Below are 16907 nucleotides of genomic sequence, written 5' to 3'. Positions count from 1 at the left end.
GATCGAGCCAAAAAGCTCAGGATCACGGTCCGAAAGGGACTGGGTGAAAAAACCGGTATCACGAAGATTGGCGTTCATGGGGGCTCCACATGCTGGAATTATCTTGCGGATTTCCTATCGGAAACGGCACATTCGCAAAAGCTGTAAAGCGACGATTTGGCCCGCTGTGGCGTCAAGACTGGCCTATCGGGGAAAGGTATGTTTGTTTCGGAACCAAATGTGCAAGACCGGAAACCGGAAAACATGACAAAGAGAATCGCCTTTCTCGCCAGCGACGTCAATGTGGCGCAAATCGCGCGGGACAGCCTTGTGAAACTGTACGGCAATGCGGCCCCCCGGGATGCGGATGTGGTGGTCGCCCTGGGCGGGGACGGGTTCATGTTGCACACGCTGCACAACATGCAGCACCTGGATACGCCGGTTTATGGTATGAACCGCGGCACCATCGGGTTCCTGATGAATGAGTTTCACGAAGACGACCTGATGGAGCGTCTGGCTGCGGCCGAAGAAGAGGTCATCAACCCACTGGCGATGCAGGCCATGGATCAATCCGGTAAGCTGCATGAAGCTCTGGCCATCAACGAGGTGTCGCTGCTGCGCGCCGGTCCGCAGGCCGCGCGGCTGAAGATCAGCGTCGACGGGCGGGTGCGAATGCCTGAACTGGTCTGTGACGGAGCCCTGCTGTCAACGCCAGCCGGATCGACGGCGTACAACTACTCGGCGCATGGGCCAATTCTGCCCATCGGGTCCGATGTGCTGGCCCTGACGGCGATTGCCGCGTTTCGTCCCCGCCGGTGGCGCGGGGCGCTATTGCCCAAGATCGCAAAGGTTCGTTTTGATGTGCTGGACGCTGACAAGCGCCCGGTCATGGCTGACGCGGATTCGGTTTCCTTTGCAGATATCGACTGGGTCGAGATTCGCTCTGAACCGTCCATCCAGCACCGCATTCTGTTCGACCCGGGGCATGGTCTGGAAGAGCGCCTGATCTCGGAACAATTCACCTGACGCGTCGGAAACAAGGCTTTTTGCGGCTTATGTGATCCAGTTCACAGGCCTTTGATTCGTCTTTTGTTAATCTTAACTTGCCCGGATAACACGCCTAGGTGGGAGTGAGTGGCCACCAAGCGGCGTTGTCGAATGAATGCGCAGTTTTCGCGCCGGCGAGGGTAGGTGGTGCTACGCTCGTTGACCGATTTCCGGGTTTATTTAAGCAAGAGGACCCCGGGCACAAAACCCCGGGGTCTATTTTTTGATCCGGCCTATTTGGTCTTGTCCATTTTATCCCAAAGCGGCACGCACATCTGGCCCACGTGCGCCTCTATCGCGGCGGCGGCGTCCACGGCCATGTCCTCGCGCCAGCGGCGGGCGGCAATCTGGATGTTGATCGGTTGCGGCCCTTGCGGCAGATCGGCCAGCCGCGCGGGAACGCTGGCGGCGGGCAGGCCCAGAAAGTTCATCGCATAGGAATATACCGCGCAGCCCAGAACCTCGTGCACGCCTTCGACGCCTTCGGTGTCGCGGTCGGGTTTAAAAAACGGTTGCGGAAGGAAGGGGGACAGGACCAAAGGGTAATCCTGCATGAACAGTGACCATTCCCGCGCATAGTGGGTGCGTTTGGCCAGCATTTTCACCATGTCGGTGCCGGTGATGGGCGGGAATTCCTGAAAATAGACGTCAAAGATGTCACGAATTGTCTCGGACCCGGCTGCCTCGATATCGCCTTTCAACAGGGTCAGGACCTCACCCATTAGCGTGCGGTATCCCGTTCGGCCACAGTCGAACACATCGGGCAGGCTGACTTCTTCAACCTGATAGCCCGCATCGATCAGAGCATCGCGGGCCGTATCCAGCGCCTTGTCGACCTCGGGGTGCAGGGCATAGCCAAAAGTGTCCTTGGTGAAGGCGACCTTGATGGGGTTATCCAAAGGTTCGCCGCGCCAGGGCATCGGTACGTGAAACGGATCGCGTGGGTCGGCCGCGATCAGGCTGGGCATCGACAGGTGAAGATCGGCGGTGCAGCGTGTGATCAGCCCTTGGACCGACATGGATTGCGCCAGAAGACCACGCTCGGCTTGTTGGCTGGGGTTCCATGCCGGCACGCGGCCCAAGCCGGGCTTTACGGTCACCGCTCCGTTCGCAGCCGCCGGAAAACGCAGGCTGCCGCCAATATCGTTGCCCTGGGCCAATGCTCCGACCCCGGCCATCACAGCTGCCGCGGCACCGCCCGAAGATCCGCCGGGTGAAATATGCCGCCCCCAAGGGTTATGCGTGCGCCCGTGCAGCGGGTTGTCGGTATCGGCGCGGAACGAAAACTCGGGCGTGTTGGTACGTCCGATCACCACGGCCCCGGCGTTTTGCAGGTTGCGAACGACCGGAGCGTCATCTGGGGCTATCACGTCTTTCAATGCCACGACGCCATTTGACGTGGCATGACCTGTTTGATCGACGTTGATTTTGATCGTCACCGGCACGCCGTGCAGCGCCCCGGGAGCCGTTCCGTTAGCCCGGGCTTGATCGAGGTCGCGCGCACGCTCCATTGCCTCGGCACTCAGGTCCTCGACTACCGCGTTCAGGTCCGGATTGACCTGATGCATCCGGTCAATGGATGCGCGCACTGCGTCTTCGGCGCTCAGGTCTCCGCTGCGGGTGAGGGCGGTCAGGTCGGTGGCGCTCAGTCGCCAGATGTCGGAATGTGTCATGCGGCCTCATTGTCTTGGTCAGACAGTAGGGGCCCTGTTCCCGGTTGCAAGGGAAAGGCGCAAGGCGGGCGGCCAGAGACCGCCCGCAGCGTGCTTACTGGGCGTAGCCGATGGATTTCAGTGCCACGGTGATCTCGTCCAGAATGGCCGGATCGTCGATGGTCGCGGGCATCTTGTAGTCCTGGCTGTCCGCAATGGACACCATCGTGCCGCGCAGGATTTTGCCCGAGCGGGTCTTGGGCAGGCGATCCACAACGACGGCCTGCTTGAAGGCGGCCACGGGGCCGATCTTTTCGCGGACCAGCTTGACCACATCCTGCACGACCTCGCCATGGTCGCGGTCACAGCCTGCGTTCAGGCACAGGAACCCAACAGGCATCTGCCCTTTCAACTGATCGGTCACGCCAATCACCGCGCATTCGGCGACGTCAGGGTGGGCGGCCAGCACTTCTTCCATCCCGCCTGTGGACAGGCGGTGGCCCGCGACGTTGATCACGTCATCGGTGCGCGCCATGATATAAAGGTAGCCGTCCTCATCAATCATGCCCGCATCGCCGGTTTCGTAGTATCCGGGGAAGTGGTTCAGGTACGAGCTTTTGAAGCGCTCTTCCGCGTTCCACAGCGTTGGCAAGGTGCCCGGAGGCAGCGGCAGCTTGACCGCAATTGCACCCAGCTCACCCGGCTTCATCTGATGGCCGCCCTCGTCCAGAATTTGCACATCATAACCCGGCATCGGCTTGGCCGGAGAGCCCAGCTTGACCGGCAGTTCCTCGATCCCCAGCGGGTTGCCAGCGATGGCCCAGCCGGTTTCCGTCTGCCACCAGTGGTCGATCACCGGAACTTTCAACGCGTCCTGCGCCCATTCGATTGTGTCCGGGTCAGCCCGTTCGCCCGCCAGGTACAGAGCGCGCAGGCTGGACAGGTCGTATTTCTCCAGCATCTCGCCCTTGGGGTCTTCGCGTTTCACCGCGCGGATGGCGGTGGGGGCGGTGAAGAAGCTTTTGACCTTGTGCTCGGAAATCACCCGCCAGAAGGTGCCTGCGTCGGGGGTGCCGACCGGTTTGCCTTCGAAGACGATGGTGGTGTTGCCGTGGATCAGCGGGGCATAGCAGATGTAGGAATGCCCAACGACCCACCCCACATCGGACGCCGCCCAGAACACATCACCGGGATCGACGTCATAGATGTTCTTCATCGTCCAATTCAGCGCAACCAGATGGCCCGCAGTCGGGCGCACGACGCCTTTGGGCGCACCCGTGGTGCCCGAGGTGTAAAGAATATAGGCCGGATCATTGCCGTCCACCGGCACACATTCCGCCGGTTCGACACCGTATTGGAACCCGTGCCAGTTAAAGTCACGGCCCTCGACCAGCTGCGCCACTTCCTGTTCGCGCTGGAAGATGACGCAGAAATCGGGCTTGTGACTGGCCATCTCGATGGCGCCGTCCAGTAGGGGTTTGTAGTGGACCACTCGGCCCGGTTCCATCCCGCACGAGGCCGCGATGATCGCCTTGGGCTTGGCGTCGTCGATACGGACGGCCAGTTCGTTGCTGGCAAAGCCACCGAATACGACCGAATGAACCGCACCCAATCGAGCACAGGCCAGCATCGCCTCGAGCGCTTCGGGGATCATCGGCATATAGATGATGACCCGGTCACCCTTTTCGACGCCCTTGGCCCGCAGCGCCCCGGCCAGATTGGCAACACGGTTGCGCAGCTCGACATAGGAAATCTCGCGCTTGGTGTGGGTGATCGGGCTGTCGTAGATGATGGCGGTCTGTTCTCCGCGGCCATTTTCAACGTGGCGGTCGACCGCGTTCCAGCAAGTGTTGACCTTGGCGTCGCAGAACCATTCGTACAGCGGGGCGTTGTCGTCAAACAGTGCTTTGGTCGGAGGTTGGACCCAGTCGATCCCTTTTGCGGCCTCCATCCAGAATGCCTCCGGATCGGATTTCCAGCTTTCGTAAACGTCCTGATAGGCCACGTTGGTCTCCTCCTTAAATCCCTTGCGACGTGTGTAAGGGGGGCGGGGGGCTGCGCACAAGCGAGGGACATAACGGGGCGTCACTTTATCGCAAAATATTTGCAGAACGGGCCGCAAACGCCTGCAAATTTTTGCAAAGTAGCTTAAGGGAGCAAAGTTGCACGCATGGAACGCCATCATTTGCAAATCTGCAAAGTTCCGAGTGCAAAGAATCACTGGCGCTTGAATTACGCTCGGGTGCCGGCGCGGACACCCGAGCATCTGTTTTCGGCCTCAGCCGTAATGCGCCACCGGTGTTCCGGCAATGGCAGCCATGTTCAGCAACCCGCGCGCAGTGATCGAAGGCGTCACGATATGTGCCTTGTTGCCCATCCCCATCAGGATCGGTCCGACTTCCAGCCCGTCAGCTTTCATCTTCAGAATGTTGCGTACGCCACTGGCCGCGTCTGCATGGGCAAAGATCAGAACATTGGCTGTGCCCTCCAAGCGCGAGTTCGGGAAAATCCGCGACCGCAGTTCCGGGTCCAGCGCCAGGTCTAGGTTCATCTCTCCTTCATAGGTGAAGTCGCGTGGCTCGGAATCGAGGATATCCAGTGCGGCGCGCAGGCGCTTGCCCGATCCTTCTGTCTGATTGCCGAATTGCGATTGCGAGCAGAAGGCGATCTTGGGTTCGATCCCGAACCGACGCACGTGGCGCGCGGCCCCGAGTGTCGATTCGGCCAGTTCTTCGGGTGTTGGCAACTGTCGCACATGGGTGTCCGCGATAAACAGGGGGCCATCCTCGAGGATCATCAACGATAGCGCGCCATGGGGGCGCAGGTCGCCATCCGCCAGAACCTGTTGCGCATAGTTCAGATGCCAGCGGTACTCGCCGAAGGTGCCGCAGATCATGCTGTCGGCTTCACCCCGATGCACCATGATGGCGGCAATCGCGGTGTTGTTCGTGCGCATGATCGCCTTGGCCAGATCGGGCGTCACGCCACGGCGTTGCATGATCGCATGATAAGAGTTCCAGTAGTCATAGTACCGAGGGTCATCCTGCGGGTTCACGATCTGGAAGTCTTCGCCGGGGCGAACCGTCAGGCCCAACCGTTCGCATCGGGCTCTGATGACGTCGGGACGTCCGATCAGAATGGGTGTTTCGGTGGTCTCTTCCAGAATGGCCTGTGCGGCGCGCAGCACGCGTTCATCCTCGCCCTCGGCGAAGACAATCCGGCGCGATGCGGCGGCGGCGGCTTCGAACACAGGGCGCATCAGCAGGGCGGATTTGAAGACGGTCTGGTTCAGGCGTTCTTTATACGCTTCGATATCGTCAATCGGGCGCTTGGCGACGCCGCTCTCCATCGCTGCCTTGGCCACGGATGAGGACACGACGCCCACCAGACGAGGGTCAAACGGTTTTGGGATCAGATAGTCCGGGCCGAAGGTCAATTGCTCACCTTTATAGGCCGCTGCAGCCTCGGCGCTGGTGGTGGCGCGGGCCATCTCGGCGATACCATCGACGCAGGCGATCTGCATTTCGTCGTTGATTTCGGTCGCCCCCACATCCAGCGCGCCCCGGAAGATGAAGGGGAAGCACAACACGTTGTTGACCTGATTGGGGAAATCGCTGCGGCCGGTGGCGATGATCGCATCCGGTGCGACCTCACGCGCGGCATCGGGCAGGATTTCGGGCGTCGGGTTGGCCAACGCGAAGATGACCGGGCGCTTGGCCATTTTCGCAACCATCTCGGGTTTGAGCACATTGGGACCGCTGAGGCCGAGGAACAGGTCGGCATCGCCGATCACATCGTCCAGCGTGCGAAGGTCGGATTTCTGTGCGAACTGGTCCTTGTGTGGGTTCATATCCTCGGCGCGGCCCTCGTAGACCAGCCCGTGAATGTCGCACAGCCAGATATTCTCGCGCTTCACCCCCAGTTTCACCAGCATGCTGAGGCAAGCGATCCCCGCCGCGCCGCCGCCGGTCGAGACGACCTTGATGTCTTCGAATTTCTTTCCGGCCACGTGCAGCGCGTTCTTGGCGGCGGCCCCAACAACGATGGCAGTACCGTGCTGATCGTCGTGAAAGACCGGAATGTTCATCCGCTCACGGCACAGCTTTTCGACGATAAAGCAGTCGGGGGCCTTGATGTCTTCCAGATTGATGGCGCCGAAGGTCGGCTCTAGCGCGCAGACGATATCGGCCAGCTTTTCCGGGTCGGGCTGGTCGACCTCGATGTCGAAACAGTCGATGCCCGCGAATTTCTTGAACAGGACCGCCTTGCCTTCCATCACCGGCTTCGAGGCCAGCGCGCCGATATTGCCCAGGCCCAGAACCGCCGTCCCGTTCGAAACAACTGCCACCAGATTGCCGCGTGCGGTGTAGCGTTCCGCGTTGGATGCGTCCGCCTTGATCTCGAGGCTGGCCTCGGCCACGCCGGGGGAATAGGCGCGCGCAAGATCACGGCCGTTGGCCATCGGCTTGGTTGCCTTGATTTCCAGCTTCCCGGGTTTTGGATGGGCGTGATATTCAAGCGCGGCCTGCCGCAAACTGGGTGTATCCGACATCGAAATTCAGCTCCCTTCTGAAATTTGATTTAGCCTTAAACTATTTTTTTCGGCTTGGCTACGTTGCGTCACTTGAGAACTCGGAACGGGGCTGTTTTGCCGCTGTTCTTGAATTCCGCTTTAAAACACTTATATTCCCGCAACTTTTGAATTCATCCCTTGTCGGACCGAGAAGACTGGCATGAGCTATCAGAATGACGTCGAGACGGGCGCGGCCCTCTCGTCGAATACAGGCAAATTTGGCACCGACCATTTCGCTTTTCGTGCGGCCATCGTTCTGGCCGTCGCGATACTGTGCGCCATCTCTTTGTGGCCGATGCAGGCCGCGGTGTTCAACCAAGAGGGCGGTTTGATCGAAACTGGCTCGGCAGTGGCTTTGCTGGTCGCTGGTTTGGTGGCTCTCAATCGGTATCGTGGGATCAGCCGACTGTATATCGGCGTGGTTTTGCTGCTATTGGCAGAGCGCGAGCTTGAGGCCGATATTTATGCCGTGGACAGCGTGCCTTACTTTATTCTGAACGGTCTGGATGGCCTGCTGGATATGACGGCGGTGCGCGTTGTTCTGGCGGTGATTGTGCTGGGCGGGGTTGTCCTGCATGGGGTGCCGAACGCCTGGCGAGCGTTGAGGGAACGGGCGCCGTTTCTTCTGGTGTTCTTTCTGGCCGGTATGTGCGCTGTTATCGCCCAGGGGTTGGAAGAGGTCAGCGGTGCCGTCGGCGACGGGATCTCGGCTGTCATGGCGACCCGCCTGTTCGCGCTGGAAGAAACGCTCGAGATGTTCTTTTCGATTGGCATTTTGGCCGCGGTTCTGATCGGATGGCCGAAAGCCAAGGCCGATGAGACTCCCAATGACCAATTCGTACAGCCAGACCCAAGCTGAAATCCGCCTGCCCACGCAGGAGTTGCGTAACGACATCCCATTTTACACCAAGGTTCTTGGGATGCGGATGGACATGATCTATCCCGCCGATGACCCGCGTATCGCCGTTTTCTCGGGCCACGGCCTGCGCCTGCGGGTCGAGAAAGACGCACCCGAACCGCCCGGAACGCTGCGCATTCTGACTGACAACCCGGATGACTTCGCGGAGGGTCAGCGCAGCCTTGTCGCGCCTAACGGTACCCGCGTTGAGATCGACGAGTTGAACCCGCCTCTGGTCATGCCAGAAACGGTGCATTCTTTCGTGGTGCGCAGGCTCAAGGATCAGGCGCCGTGGATCATCGGCCGGGCCGGGATGCATTATCGCGATTTGGTGCCGGACCGGCTGGGCGGCTCGATCATCGCCAGCCATATTCGCATTCCCGACGGTGGGCCGGTGCCCGATATGGTGCATTTCCACAAGGTCGGGTTTCAGCTGATCTTCTGTATCCACGGTTGGGTCGACGTGGTCTATGAAGACCAGGGCGACAAGATGCGCCTGACCGCGGGCGATTGCTTTATCCAGCCGCCGGAGATTCGCCACCGCGTGCTCGAAGCCTCGGACAATGTGCAGGTGATCGAGATCGGGGTTCCCGCCGAGCATGTCACCGAGATCGATCATGAGATGGAATTGCCCACGCCCCGCTACCGCCCGGATCGGGAGTGGCAGGGTCAACGGTTCGTCTTCAATCAGGCCGAAGGCGCCGAATGGGTTCCGTTCCGTCTGCCGGGCTATATCTGCCGCGACACGACCATTTCAGAGAACACCAAGGGCGTTGCCGGCGTACAGGTCGTACGCAAAGGGCAGGGCGATCCGGTTTGGGCGGCGCACGATACGGATATCCACTTCACCTTTGTCATGAACGGGGAAGTCACGCTTGAGGGCGAAGGCCGCGATCCGTTCCGGCTTGAACAGGGGGATGCCTTTGTCATCCCGCCCGGTATGCGCACCCGTTTGGCCGATCCGTCAGAGGATGTTGAGCTGTTGGAGGTTACGCTTCCGGGTGCGTTCAACACGACTTTGGGCTAAGGAATCTGCTGCCCGGGGCTTCAATTCCCCGGTCAGTTTCATTTAGGGTATGCCTTTCTGACCAGATGATCAAAAATTGGGGAATCGCCATGACTTTGAAAGACGCCGCACTGTCCGTCCGGGAAAAAGCCTATGCGCCCTATTCGAACTTCAAGGTTGGCGCAGCAATCCGGTCGGCCTCGGGCGAGGTTTATTCCGGCTGCAACGTCGAAAATGTGGCGTACCCCGAAGGAACCTGCGCCGAGGCTGGAGCCATCGCTGCCATGGTGGCCGCGGGCGAACAGTCCCTGACCGAGGTTTACGTGGTCGCGTCCTCACCTCAACCCGTGCCACCCTGCGGGGGATGTCGTCAGAAACTGGCCGAATTCGGCGGACGCGACGTCAAGGTGACGCTGGCCACGGTAGACGGGGCTGAGCTCGAGACCACTATCGGTGACCTCCTACCGGGGGCCTTTGACGCTTCGCATATGGAGGACGTCTGAACCCATGGATGCCCGTTCGATCATCGCAAAACTGCGCCGGGGGCAGGTGCCCACCGGTGGGGAACTGACATGGTTCGCGCAGGGGTTGGCCGATGGCGGCGTCAGCGACGCGCAGGCCGGGGCTTTTGCCATGGCCGTCTGCATGGGCGGGCTGGGTGCGCAGGGGCGCGCCGACCTGACCGTTGCCATGCGCGACAGCGGCGACGTGCTGAGCTGGGATTTCGACGGCCCGGTGATCGACAAACACTCGACCGGAGGGGTGGGCGACAGCGTTTCACTGGTTTTGGCACCTGCGTTGGCCGAACTTGGGGCCTATGTTCCGATGATCTCGGGCCGTGGGCTGGGCCATACCGGCGGTACATTGGACAAGCTGGAATCCATTCCGGGCGTCAGCACTCAGATCGGACAGGAGCGTCTGACCCAGATCCTTCGCGACACCGGCGCGGCTATTGTCGGTGCGACGGGGCAGATTGCGCCGGCGGACAAGCGGCTTTATGCGATCCGTGATGTAACGGCGACGGTGGAAAGCCTGGACCTGATCACTGCATCGATCCTTTCCAAGAAACTGGCCGCCAGCCCGCAGGCTTTGGTGCTGGACGTCAAGGTGGGCAGTGGGGCGTTCATGAAGACGCTTGAGGATGCTCGTAGTCTTGCGCAGGCCCTGACGGAAACGGCCAATGCGGCGGGGTGCCGAACCTCGGCCGTGATCACCGATATGCACCAACCTCTGGCGCCTGCGCTGGGCAATGCGCTGGAAGTAGCCGAGGTGATGAAGGTTCTGACCAAAGCGCATTACGAACCGCTGGCCGAAATCTCGGCCGAGCTGGGCGGAGTGCTGCTGGCCGATGCGGGCATGTTCGCAACCGCTGATGAAGGCCGTGACAAAATCACCGATGTCATCCGGGATGGTCGTGCGGCCGAACGGTTTGGTCGCATGATGGCCGCCGTGGGCGGGCCATTGCAGTTTGTCGACAGCTGGTCACGCTACCTACCCGAAGCTAGCGTGATCCTTGAGGTTTCTGCCGAAACCAGCGGTTACATCACCGCAATAGATGGTGAGGCGCTGGGCCTGTCCGTGGTCGCGCTGGGCGGCGGTCGGCAGGTCGAGGATGACGTGATCGACCCGGCGGTTGGTCTGTCTGGGATCGTCCGGCTGGGTGACAGGGTCGAAAAGGGCGCGCCGTTGGCAGTGGTCCACGCGGCCCGTGAAGACGCCGCCCAGCAGGCCGCTGACGCTGTGAAGAAGGCCATAACGATCGGCGCGGATGCAGGGCCGATGCCGACGCTTGTTCACGAAAGGATCACACCGTGACACGCGTTTTTCTTGTTGTGATGGATTCGGTTGGTATCGGCGGCGCGCCGGATGCGGATCGATTCTTTAATGGCGAAACCCCGGATACCGGGGCCAACACTTTGGCCCATATTGCTCAGGCCTGCGCCGATAGGCGAGCCGAGGACGGTCGTTCTGGTCCGCTGCACCTGCCTAATTTGGATGCGCTTGGACTGGGCGCCGCGACGCGTCTGGCCTCGGGCGCAGAGACACCCGGATTACATGCTACGCCAACGGGCCTATGGGGCTGCGCGCGCGAGCATTCGCCGGGTAAGGATACGCCCTCGGGGCACTGGGAACTGGCCGGGCTGCCAGTGCCGTGGGACTGGCATTACTTCCCGGATACGACGCCATCCTTCCCGGACGACCTAAGCCGCGCGGCCGCTGAGGCCGCCGGAACCGAGGGCATTTTGGGCGACTGCCACGCCTCAGGCACCACCATCATTGCCGAACTGGGGGCCGAGCATATGCGGACCGGCTGGCCGATCTGCTACACCTCGGCCGACAGCGTGTTCCAGATTGCTGCGCATGAAGAGAGCTTTGGTCTCGATCGTCTCTTGGACATGTGCAAGGCACTGGCACCGCGACTGCATGAGATGAAGGTGGGTCGTGTCATCGCGCGGCCCTTTGTCGGCTCGCCGGAAGAGGGTTTCACCCGCACCACCAACCGCAAGGATTTCGCCATCCTGCCGCCTGCGCCGGTTCTGACGAACTGGGCGCAGGACGCCGGTCGGCGCGTTCATGCGGTGGGCAAGATCGGCGACATCTTCTCGATGCAGGGGATCGACACGCTGCGCAAGGGCTCGGATGCCGAGCTTATGGGCCACCTCTCCGATCTGGTCGATGAGGCCGAAGAGGGCAGCCTGACTTTCGCCAATTTCGTCGAGTTCGACAGCCTCTATGGCCACCGACGCGATATCAGCGGATATGCCTGCGCGCTGGAGTGGTTCGACCGAGAGGTCGGCGCAATCCTGCCGCGTCTGCGCCCCGGCGATCTGATGCTGCTGACCGCCGATCACGGCAATGATCCCAGCTGGATCGGGACAGACCACACGCGCGAGCAGGTTCCTGTTCTTATCGCAGGGCAGGGTGCCGGGCGGATCGGCGCGATCAATTTCGCCGACGTCGCCGGCAGCATCGCGCATCTCCTCAACATTCCTGCACAAGGGCCGGGGAAGAGCTTTCTATGACCGTCGCAGACTTGCCCAAAATCGAGTTGCACCTGCATCACGAGGGCGCGGCACCGCCCGCCTTTATCCGTCAGCTTGCGCATGAAAAGCGCGTCGACCTGAGCGGGATATTCAAGCCCGACGGCAGCTATGACTTCCGCGATTTCGCGCATTTCCTCAGCGTCTACGAGGCCGCCTGCGAAGTGCTGAAAACCCCCGAGGATTTCCGTCGCCTGACGCTGGCGATCCTGGAAGAAAGCGCGGCGAACGGTGTGGTTTATTCTGAGACTTTCCTCAGCCCAGACTTCTGCGGCGGCGGCGACCTGCACGCCTGGCGCGACTATCTGAATGCTATTCAGGACGCGGCAGATGAGGCCGAGCGCAAATACGATATCACGCTTCGCGGCGTTGTGACTTGCGTGCGCCATTTCGGGTCCGAGCAAGCCAAACGCAGCGCCCATTGCGCCGCCGAAACGGCCGGAGATTGGATCACCGGCTTTGGTATGGGCGGCAACGAAGCCGTCGGCACGCAGGGTGACTACAAATGGGCCTTCGACTGCGCGCGCGAAGCCGGGCTGCGCCTGACCACTCATGCCGGTGAATTCGGTGGCCCCGAAAGCGTGCGTGATGCGGTGCGCGATCTGGGAGTGGAACGTGTCGGCCACGGCGTCCGCGCCATCGAAGACCCAGACCTGATCCGCGAACTGGTCGACCGTGAAGTGACGCTTGAAGTGTGTCCAGGTTCGAACGTGGTTCTGGGCCTGTTCCCCGATTTCGCCGCGCATCCGATTGCCCGGTTGCGCGACCACGGGGTCAACGTCACTGTATCAACCGACGACCCGCCGTTTTTCCACACCACCATGCGGCGCGAATATGAGATGTTAAGCCAAGCCTTCGGCTGGGAGGCCGAAGACTTTGCTGCCCTGAACGAAACGGCCCTGAAAGCGGCCTTCTGTGATGATGACACCCGCGCGCGGGTCAAGAAAAGACTGGAGAGATCATGAGCGAACACCTGACCGTCGTTGACCACCCGCTGGTCCAGCACAAACTGACGCTCATGCGGGACAAGGGCACCTCGACCGCTGAATTCCGGCAGTTGCTGCGCGAGATCACGCTGCTACTGGCCTATGAGGTCACGCGTGAGATGCCTTTGACCACCCGCCATATCGAAACCCCGATGGAGGAGATGGACGCGCCAATTCTGGCTGGCAAGAAACTGGCGTTGGTGTCGATCCTGCGTGCGGGCAACGGAATGTTGGACGGCGTTCTGGAACTGGTCCCCTCGGCGCGCGTTGGGTTTGTCGGGCTCTATCGTGACGAAGAGACCCTGAAGCCGGTGCAGTATTATTTCAAGGCACCCGAAGGGCTGAAAGACCGTCTGGTCATCGCCGTTGATCCTATGCTGGCCACCGGCAACAGTTCGGCCGCGGCAATTGACCTGCTGAAAGAGGCGGGCGCGACTGATATCCGGTTCCTCTGCCTGCTGGCCGCGCCCGAAGGTGTCGCGCGCATGAAAGAGGCGCACCCGGATGTGAAAATCGTCACCGCGTCTCTGGACCGCGAGTTGAATTCCAAGGGTTACATCATGCCCGGTCTCGGCGATGCCGGGGACCGGATGTTCGGCACCAAGTAAGTTATTCGCCGCAGATATTCTGCAGCCGGACCCAATCGCGGTCCGGCAGAACCTGTTGCAGGGGGCGGCCCGCCATCGGGTCGGCCTCGATCAGGCCCAACACCGTCTCGCCGGTGACATCCGTCGCGTATGCATATGGGGTCGATGGCAGCGCGGCTTGGGCGAAGACCTCAAGCAAATCATCATCGGGCAGGGTGGGGCGAGGTTCCGACAGAACCTGCTCGGTGTAATTGTCCACATTCTCGGGCGTTAGCTCTCCGGTCGTCAGCAGGCGGAAGGCTGTCGTTGCGCCGGTACGGTCCAGCAGATCGTCCAGCGGATCTTGTGCCTCGGTCCTTGCGCGTTCGGCGATGATGTAGCCCGCAGCGACTGAGGGGTCTTCGTGGTCCTCGACCAAGGCCCGGTTCAGCAGCACGATCCCACCTGGCAGGCTGAGGCTGGTTTGCACCCCGGCAGGCAGAATGATGACCTTTCGAACCCCGGTGCGCGTCGCCAATTGGGTCAGCGCCGCCTCTGCGTCCTCAGATGTGCAGGCCCGTCCCGACACCCGCTCGATCCGCTGCAGAATCGCGTTGCCGATATCCTGGCGCTTGATCTCGGGCACGACCGATACAACGTGGTTTTGCAAAGCCGACGGCATCCACAGCAGCAACAGCGCCGCCACGGCGGCCACCACACCGGCGACGCTGAACCAGCGTAACCGGCCCGGATGGGGCCGCGCTCGGTCGATAGCCCTTTGCAGCCGGTCGATGGCTTCGATCATCGTGGTCTCGGAGTCCTCCAATTCCAGCGTTTCGTCTCGATCGCCATCAGGATTGAAAATCGCCGGGAAGACGCCCGGATTCTGCCGTTCCAACGCGGCCAGAGACCAATGGGTCAGAGCCTGTTCGTTGAAATCCGAGATGGTCAGCGTGGCTTCACCCAACGACACCACGACCTCTCGCCGCTGCACGTCGGGCGAGGGGCGCCACAGACCGGTGGCTTCGATCCGTTGGTACTGTTTGAGTGCCGTCTTCAAGGTGAGGTATGCTCGTGTTTATTTTGGCTCAGCTTAGCATGGTAAAATCCAAAGGCGCAAACCTGTTGCGCCCGGATTGCAAAATGTGCTGGATAGCGCGATGCGCGGTACGCCACGCCGCCACACACCACTTTGCAACCGGAGCGCAGAATGCAGGCGGACACTCAGACCTCACCGATTTTGGCGTCGGTCCTGATGGTCAGCGCAATGGCGATCATCGGGGTGATCGACAACGTGGTTATCCTGCTGGCCGAGACGATCGGCCTGTGGCAGTTCCACCTGAGTCGCGCCCTGCTGATGTTGCCGCTGATCGGTGGCCTGTCCCTGTTGGGAATGGGCAGTTTGCGCCCTCAACGGTTGGGGCCGGTCATTCTGCGTAGCGTTTTGATCACGCTGGCGATGCTGTTTTACTTTGCCTCTCTGGCGCTGATGCCGATTGCGCAGGCGCTGGCGGGGCTGTTCACCTCACCGATCTTTGTGCTGTTGATCTCGGCCCTTGCAATGGGGCAGAGGATCGGCCCGTGGCGCATTCTGGCCGTTCTGATCGGTTTTTTCGGTATCCTCTGCGTGCTGCAGCCCAATCCCTATGAATTCGATGCACAAACCCTGCTGCCGGTGGCCGGAGGGTTTTTCTATGCGCTCAGTTCCATTATTACTCGCAGCCATTGCGCACAGGAAAGCACCGTAGCGCTGTTGGCGGCCATGATCATGACCCTTGGGCTGGCCGGAGCGCTTGGCCTGGCCGTGTTCTCGATGCTTTCCTTGCCCGATGGTTTCGTGACGCGGGGCATGGTCTGGGACATGCAACCAGCGCTGAAATGGATCGTCGTGCAGGCGGTTGGGTCCACGATTGCGGTCTTCATGCTGATCAAGGCCTATCAGATTGGGGAAACCTCTTATGTCGCGGTGTTCGAATACTCGGTGATGATTTTCGGCCCGCTGTTCGCCTGGGTTGCGCTGGGTCAGGTGATCGGCGTCATGCAGATTGCCGGGATCGGGCTGATCGCCGCAGCTGGTGCGCTGCTGGGTTGGCGATCAAGACGCGCCGCCGCGTTGGGAGAGACCGTGTGATCACCACGCGCAGGCTTGGCCAATGCCTGTGCCGAAGACATCGCCAGATTCGGGTAAGCTATTGATCCACCTTGCGGAACATAGTTTCCCGATTGAGTCCAATGACATTAACATTTTAAACGTTGTTTATGTTTTGGGTGCTTAGCGGGCCCGAAATGGTCCAAATTGGACCATAATATGTCAAAAATAAGTCCCGCTGCTAAATCCTGTGATACGCATGAATCTTAGTTGTTGAGTGTAATAGGTGGGTGGGTACTTGTTGAAGGTAGAGAGTATAATAGATTTTGCGGAAAGGTCCGAATACCAAGGGGGCGCAGAGCCACAGGCTGCGCTGAACGCGCGCCGCGGTGGGCTGGTACACGGGACTAAAGTTGCAACAAAGGCCGGATGGAAGCTGGTCGAAGAGTTGCGGGCCGGTGATTTCGTTCGAACATTGGATAATGGTTTCAGACCGGTAAGTCGCGTTGCGACAGATTGCATCATGGTGCCGCCCGGCGAAACCAATGCTGAAAACATGCCGATCCGGGTGCCATCAAACGCGGCCTACAACGGCCGTGTTGTCTGGTTGATGCCCGAGCAGGGCGTCGCACTGGACAACACCAAGTTGAACCATGATCCGATCACACTGCCCGTCAGTATGCCGATTGTTTCCGCCAGATTGCTGAGCGGTATGTTCCGGATCACCTCGGATGTGCCAGCATCCTATTTCGACATCAGTACGCTGTTTTTCGATCAGGATGAGGTGATCTATATCGAAGGCGGATTTCGGGCCTTTTGCCCGGCGGGCCGATTTGGATCTGGCGGCATCAATGGTGGTGCGTCGTATGAGGTCGTCGCGGGTGAGGCCGCGGCGGATTTGATTTATCTGACGACACGACGCGGTGACATTGGTGTTCTGGCAAATTCGCTGGGCTCGGTTCCCGCACCTGTCTTTGATCATCCGATTGTTCCGGTGAGGCCGGTCAGGGGCGCGCGTCGGCCCGGGCGGCCGGGTCGGCCTTTGATGATGATCTGAACGGGGAACTATC

Annotated in this window: 14 protein-coding genes; 10 read left to right on the top strand and 4 right to left on the bottom strand. The window is 60.6% G+C overall.

The window, feature by feature from the left end; all coding sequences use genetic code 11:
* Window positions 1–243 precede the first annotated feature (243 nt).
* Complete coding sequence (locus tag GOX63_RS05610; protein ID WP_170545015.1) at window positions 244–1005, top strand: NAD kinase; 762 nt, start codon at window positions 244–246, stop codon at window positions 1003–1005.
* A gap of 254 nt (window positions 1006–1259) precedes the next feature.
* Here GOX63_RS05610 and GOX63_RS05605 read toward each other — a convergent pair whose 3' ends face one another.
* The 3 genes from GOX63_RS05605 to GOX63_RS05595 form a co-directional block, all read right to left on the bottom strand.
* Window positions 1260–2699 carry an amidase family protein gene (locus GOX63_RS05605; RefSeq protein ID WP_170325494.1) on the bottom strand — a complete coding sequence of 480 codons (1440 nt, stop codon included), beginning with the start codon at window positions 2697–2699 and terminating at the stop codon, window positions 1260–1262.
* Window positions 2700–2793: 94 nt separating this feature from the next.
* The gene (gene prpE / locus GOX63_RS05600) at window positions 2794–4683 is read right to left on the bottom strand and encodes a propionate-CoA ligase PrpE (protein WP_170325493.1); all 1890 of its coding nucleotides are present in this window, start codon (window positions 4681–4683) and stop codon (window positions 2794–2796) included.
* Window positions 4684–4956: 273 nt separating this feature from the next.
* Window positions 4957–7230, bottom strand: coding sequence for an NADP-dependent malic enzyme (locus tag GOX63_RS05595; protein WP_170325492.1), 2274 nt, complete (start codon window positions 7228–7230; stop codon window positions 4957–4959).
* 181 nt (window positions 7231–7411) lie between these two features.
* Between GOX63_RS05595 and GOX63_RS05590 the strand changes: the two genes are divergently transcribed.
* Genes GOX63_RS05590 through upp form a run of 7 tightly spaced genes read left to right on the top strand, consistent with a single transcriptional unit; the run spans window position 7412 to window position 13790 of the window.
* Window positions 7412–8110, top strand: coding sequence for a hypothetical protein (locus GOX63_RS05590; protein WP_170325491.1), 699 nt, complete (start codon window positions 7412–7414; stop codon window positions 8108–8110).
* Window positions 8079–9176, top strand: a complete 1098-nt coding sequence (locus tag GOX63_RS05585) for a cupin domain-containing protein (protein WP_170325490.1) — start codon at window positions 8079–8081, stop codon at window positions 9174–9176. Before GOX63_RS05590 ends, GOX63_RS05585 begins: the two co-directional genes overlap by 32 nt.
* Window positions 9177–9199: 23 nt before the next feature.
* On the top strand, window positions 9200–9658 hold the full coding sequence (locus GOX63_RS05580) for a cytidine deaminase (protein WP_367646698.1): 459 nt from the start codon (window positions 9200–9202) through the stop codon (window positions 9656–9658).
* A gap of 4 nt (window positions 9659–9662) precedes the next feature.
* Window positions 9663–10970 carry a thymidine phosphorylase gene (locus GOX63_RS05575; RefSeq protein ID WP_170325488.1) on the top strand — a complete coding sequence of 436 codons (1308 nt, stop codon included), beginning with the start codon at window positions 9663–9665 and terminating at the stop codon, window positions 10968–10970.
* Window positions 10967–12178, top strand: coding sequence for a phosphopentomutase (locus GOX63_RS05570; protein WP_170545013.1), 1212 nt, complete (start codon window positions 10967–10969; stop codon window positions 12176–12178). Before GOX63_RS05575 ends, GOX63_RS05570 begins: the two co-directional genes overlap by 4 nt.
* Complete coding sequence (locus GOX63_RS05565; RefSeq protein WP_170325486.1) at window positions 12175–13161, top strand: adenosine deaminase; 987 nt, start codon at window positions 12175–12177, stop codon at window positions 13159–13161. Before GOX63_RS05570 ends, GOX63_RS05565 begins: the two co-directional genes overlap by 4 nt.
* Window positions 13158–13790 (top strand): uracil phosphoribosyltransferase, encoded by a 633-nt coding sequence (gene upp / locus GOX63_RS05560; protein WP_170325485.1) that lies wholly within the window; start codon window positions 13158–13160, stop codon window positions 13788–13790. The genes GOX63_RS05565 and upp overlap by 4 nt, the downstream gene beginning before the upstream one ends.
* Before the next feature lies 1 nt (window position 13791).
* On the opposite strand, the gene GOX63_RS05555 is transcribed toward upp, so the two are convergent.
* Window positions 13792–14808, bottom strand: coding sequence for a hypothetical protein (locus GOX63_RS05555; protein ID WP_170325484.1), 1017 nt, complete (start codon window positions 14806–14808; stop codon window positions 13792–13794).
* A 150-nt stretch (window positions 14809–14958) separates the two neighbouring features.
* On the opposite strand from GOX63_RS05555, the gene GOX63_RS05550 reads away from it, so the two are divergent.
* Both GOX63_RS05550 and GOX63_RS05545 read left to right on the top strand, forming a co-directional pair.
* Window positions 14959–15879: a DMT family transporter gene (locus GOX63_RS05550; protein WP_170325483.1), complete on the top strand. Its 921-nt coding sequence runs from the start codon at window positions 14959–14961 to the stop codon at window positions 15877–15879.
* A 259-nt stretch (window positions 15880–16138) separates the two neighbouring features.
* Entirely contained in the window at window positions 16139–16894 is a 756-nt protein-coding gene (locus GOX63_RS05545) for a Hint domain-containing protein (RefSeq protein ID WP_170325482.1), read from the top strand.
* The last annotated feature ends 13 nt before the right edge of the window (window positions 16895–16907 follow it).

This window comes from Ruegeria arenilitoris (genome assembly GCF_013031355.1).
Lineage (GTDB): Bacteria > Pseudomonadota > Alphaproteobacteria > Rhodobacterales > Rhodobacteraceae > Ruegeria > Ruegeria arenilitoris_C.
This window is presented reverse-complemented; position numbering and strand designations above follow the sequence as displayed.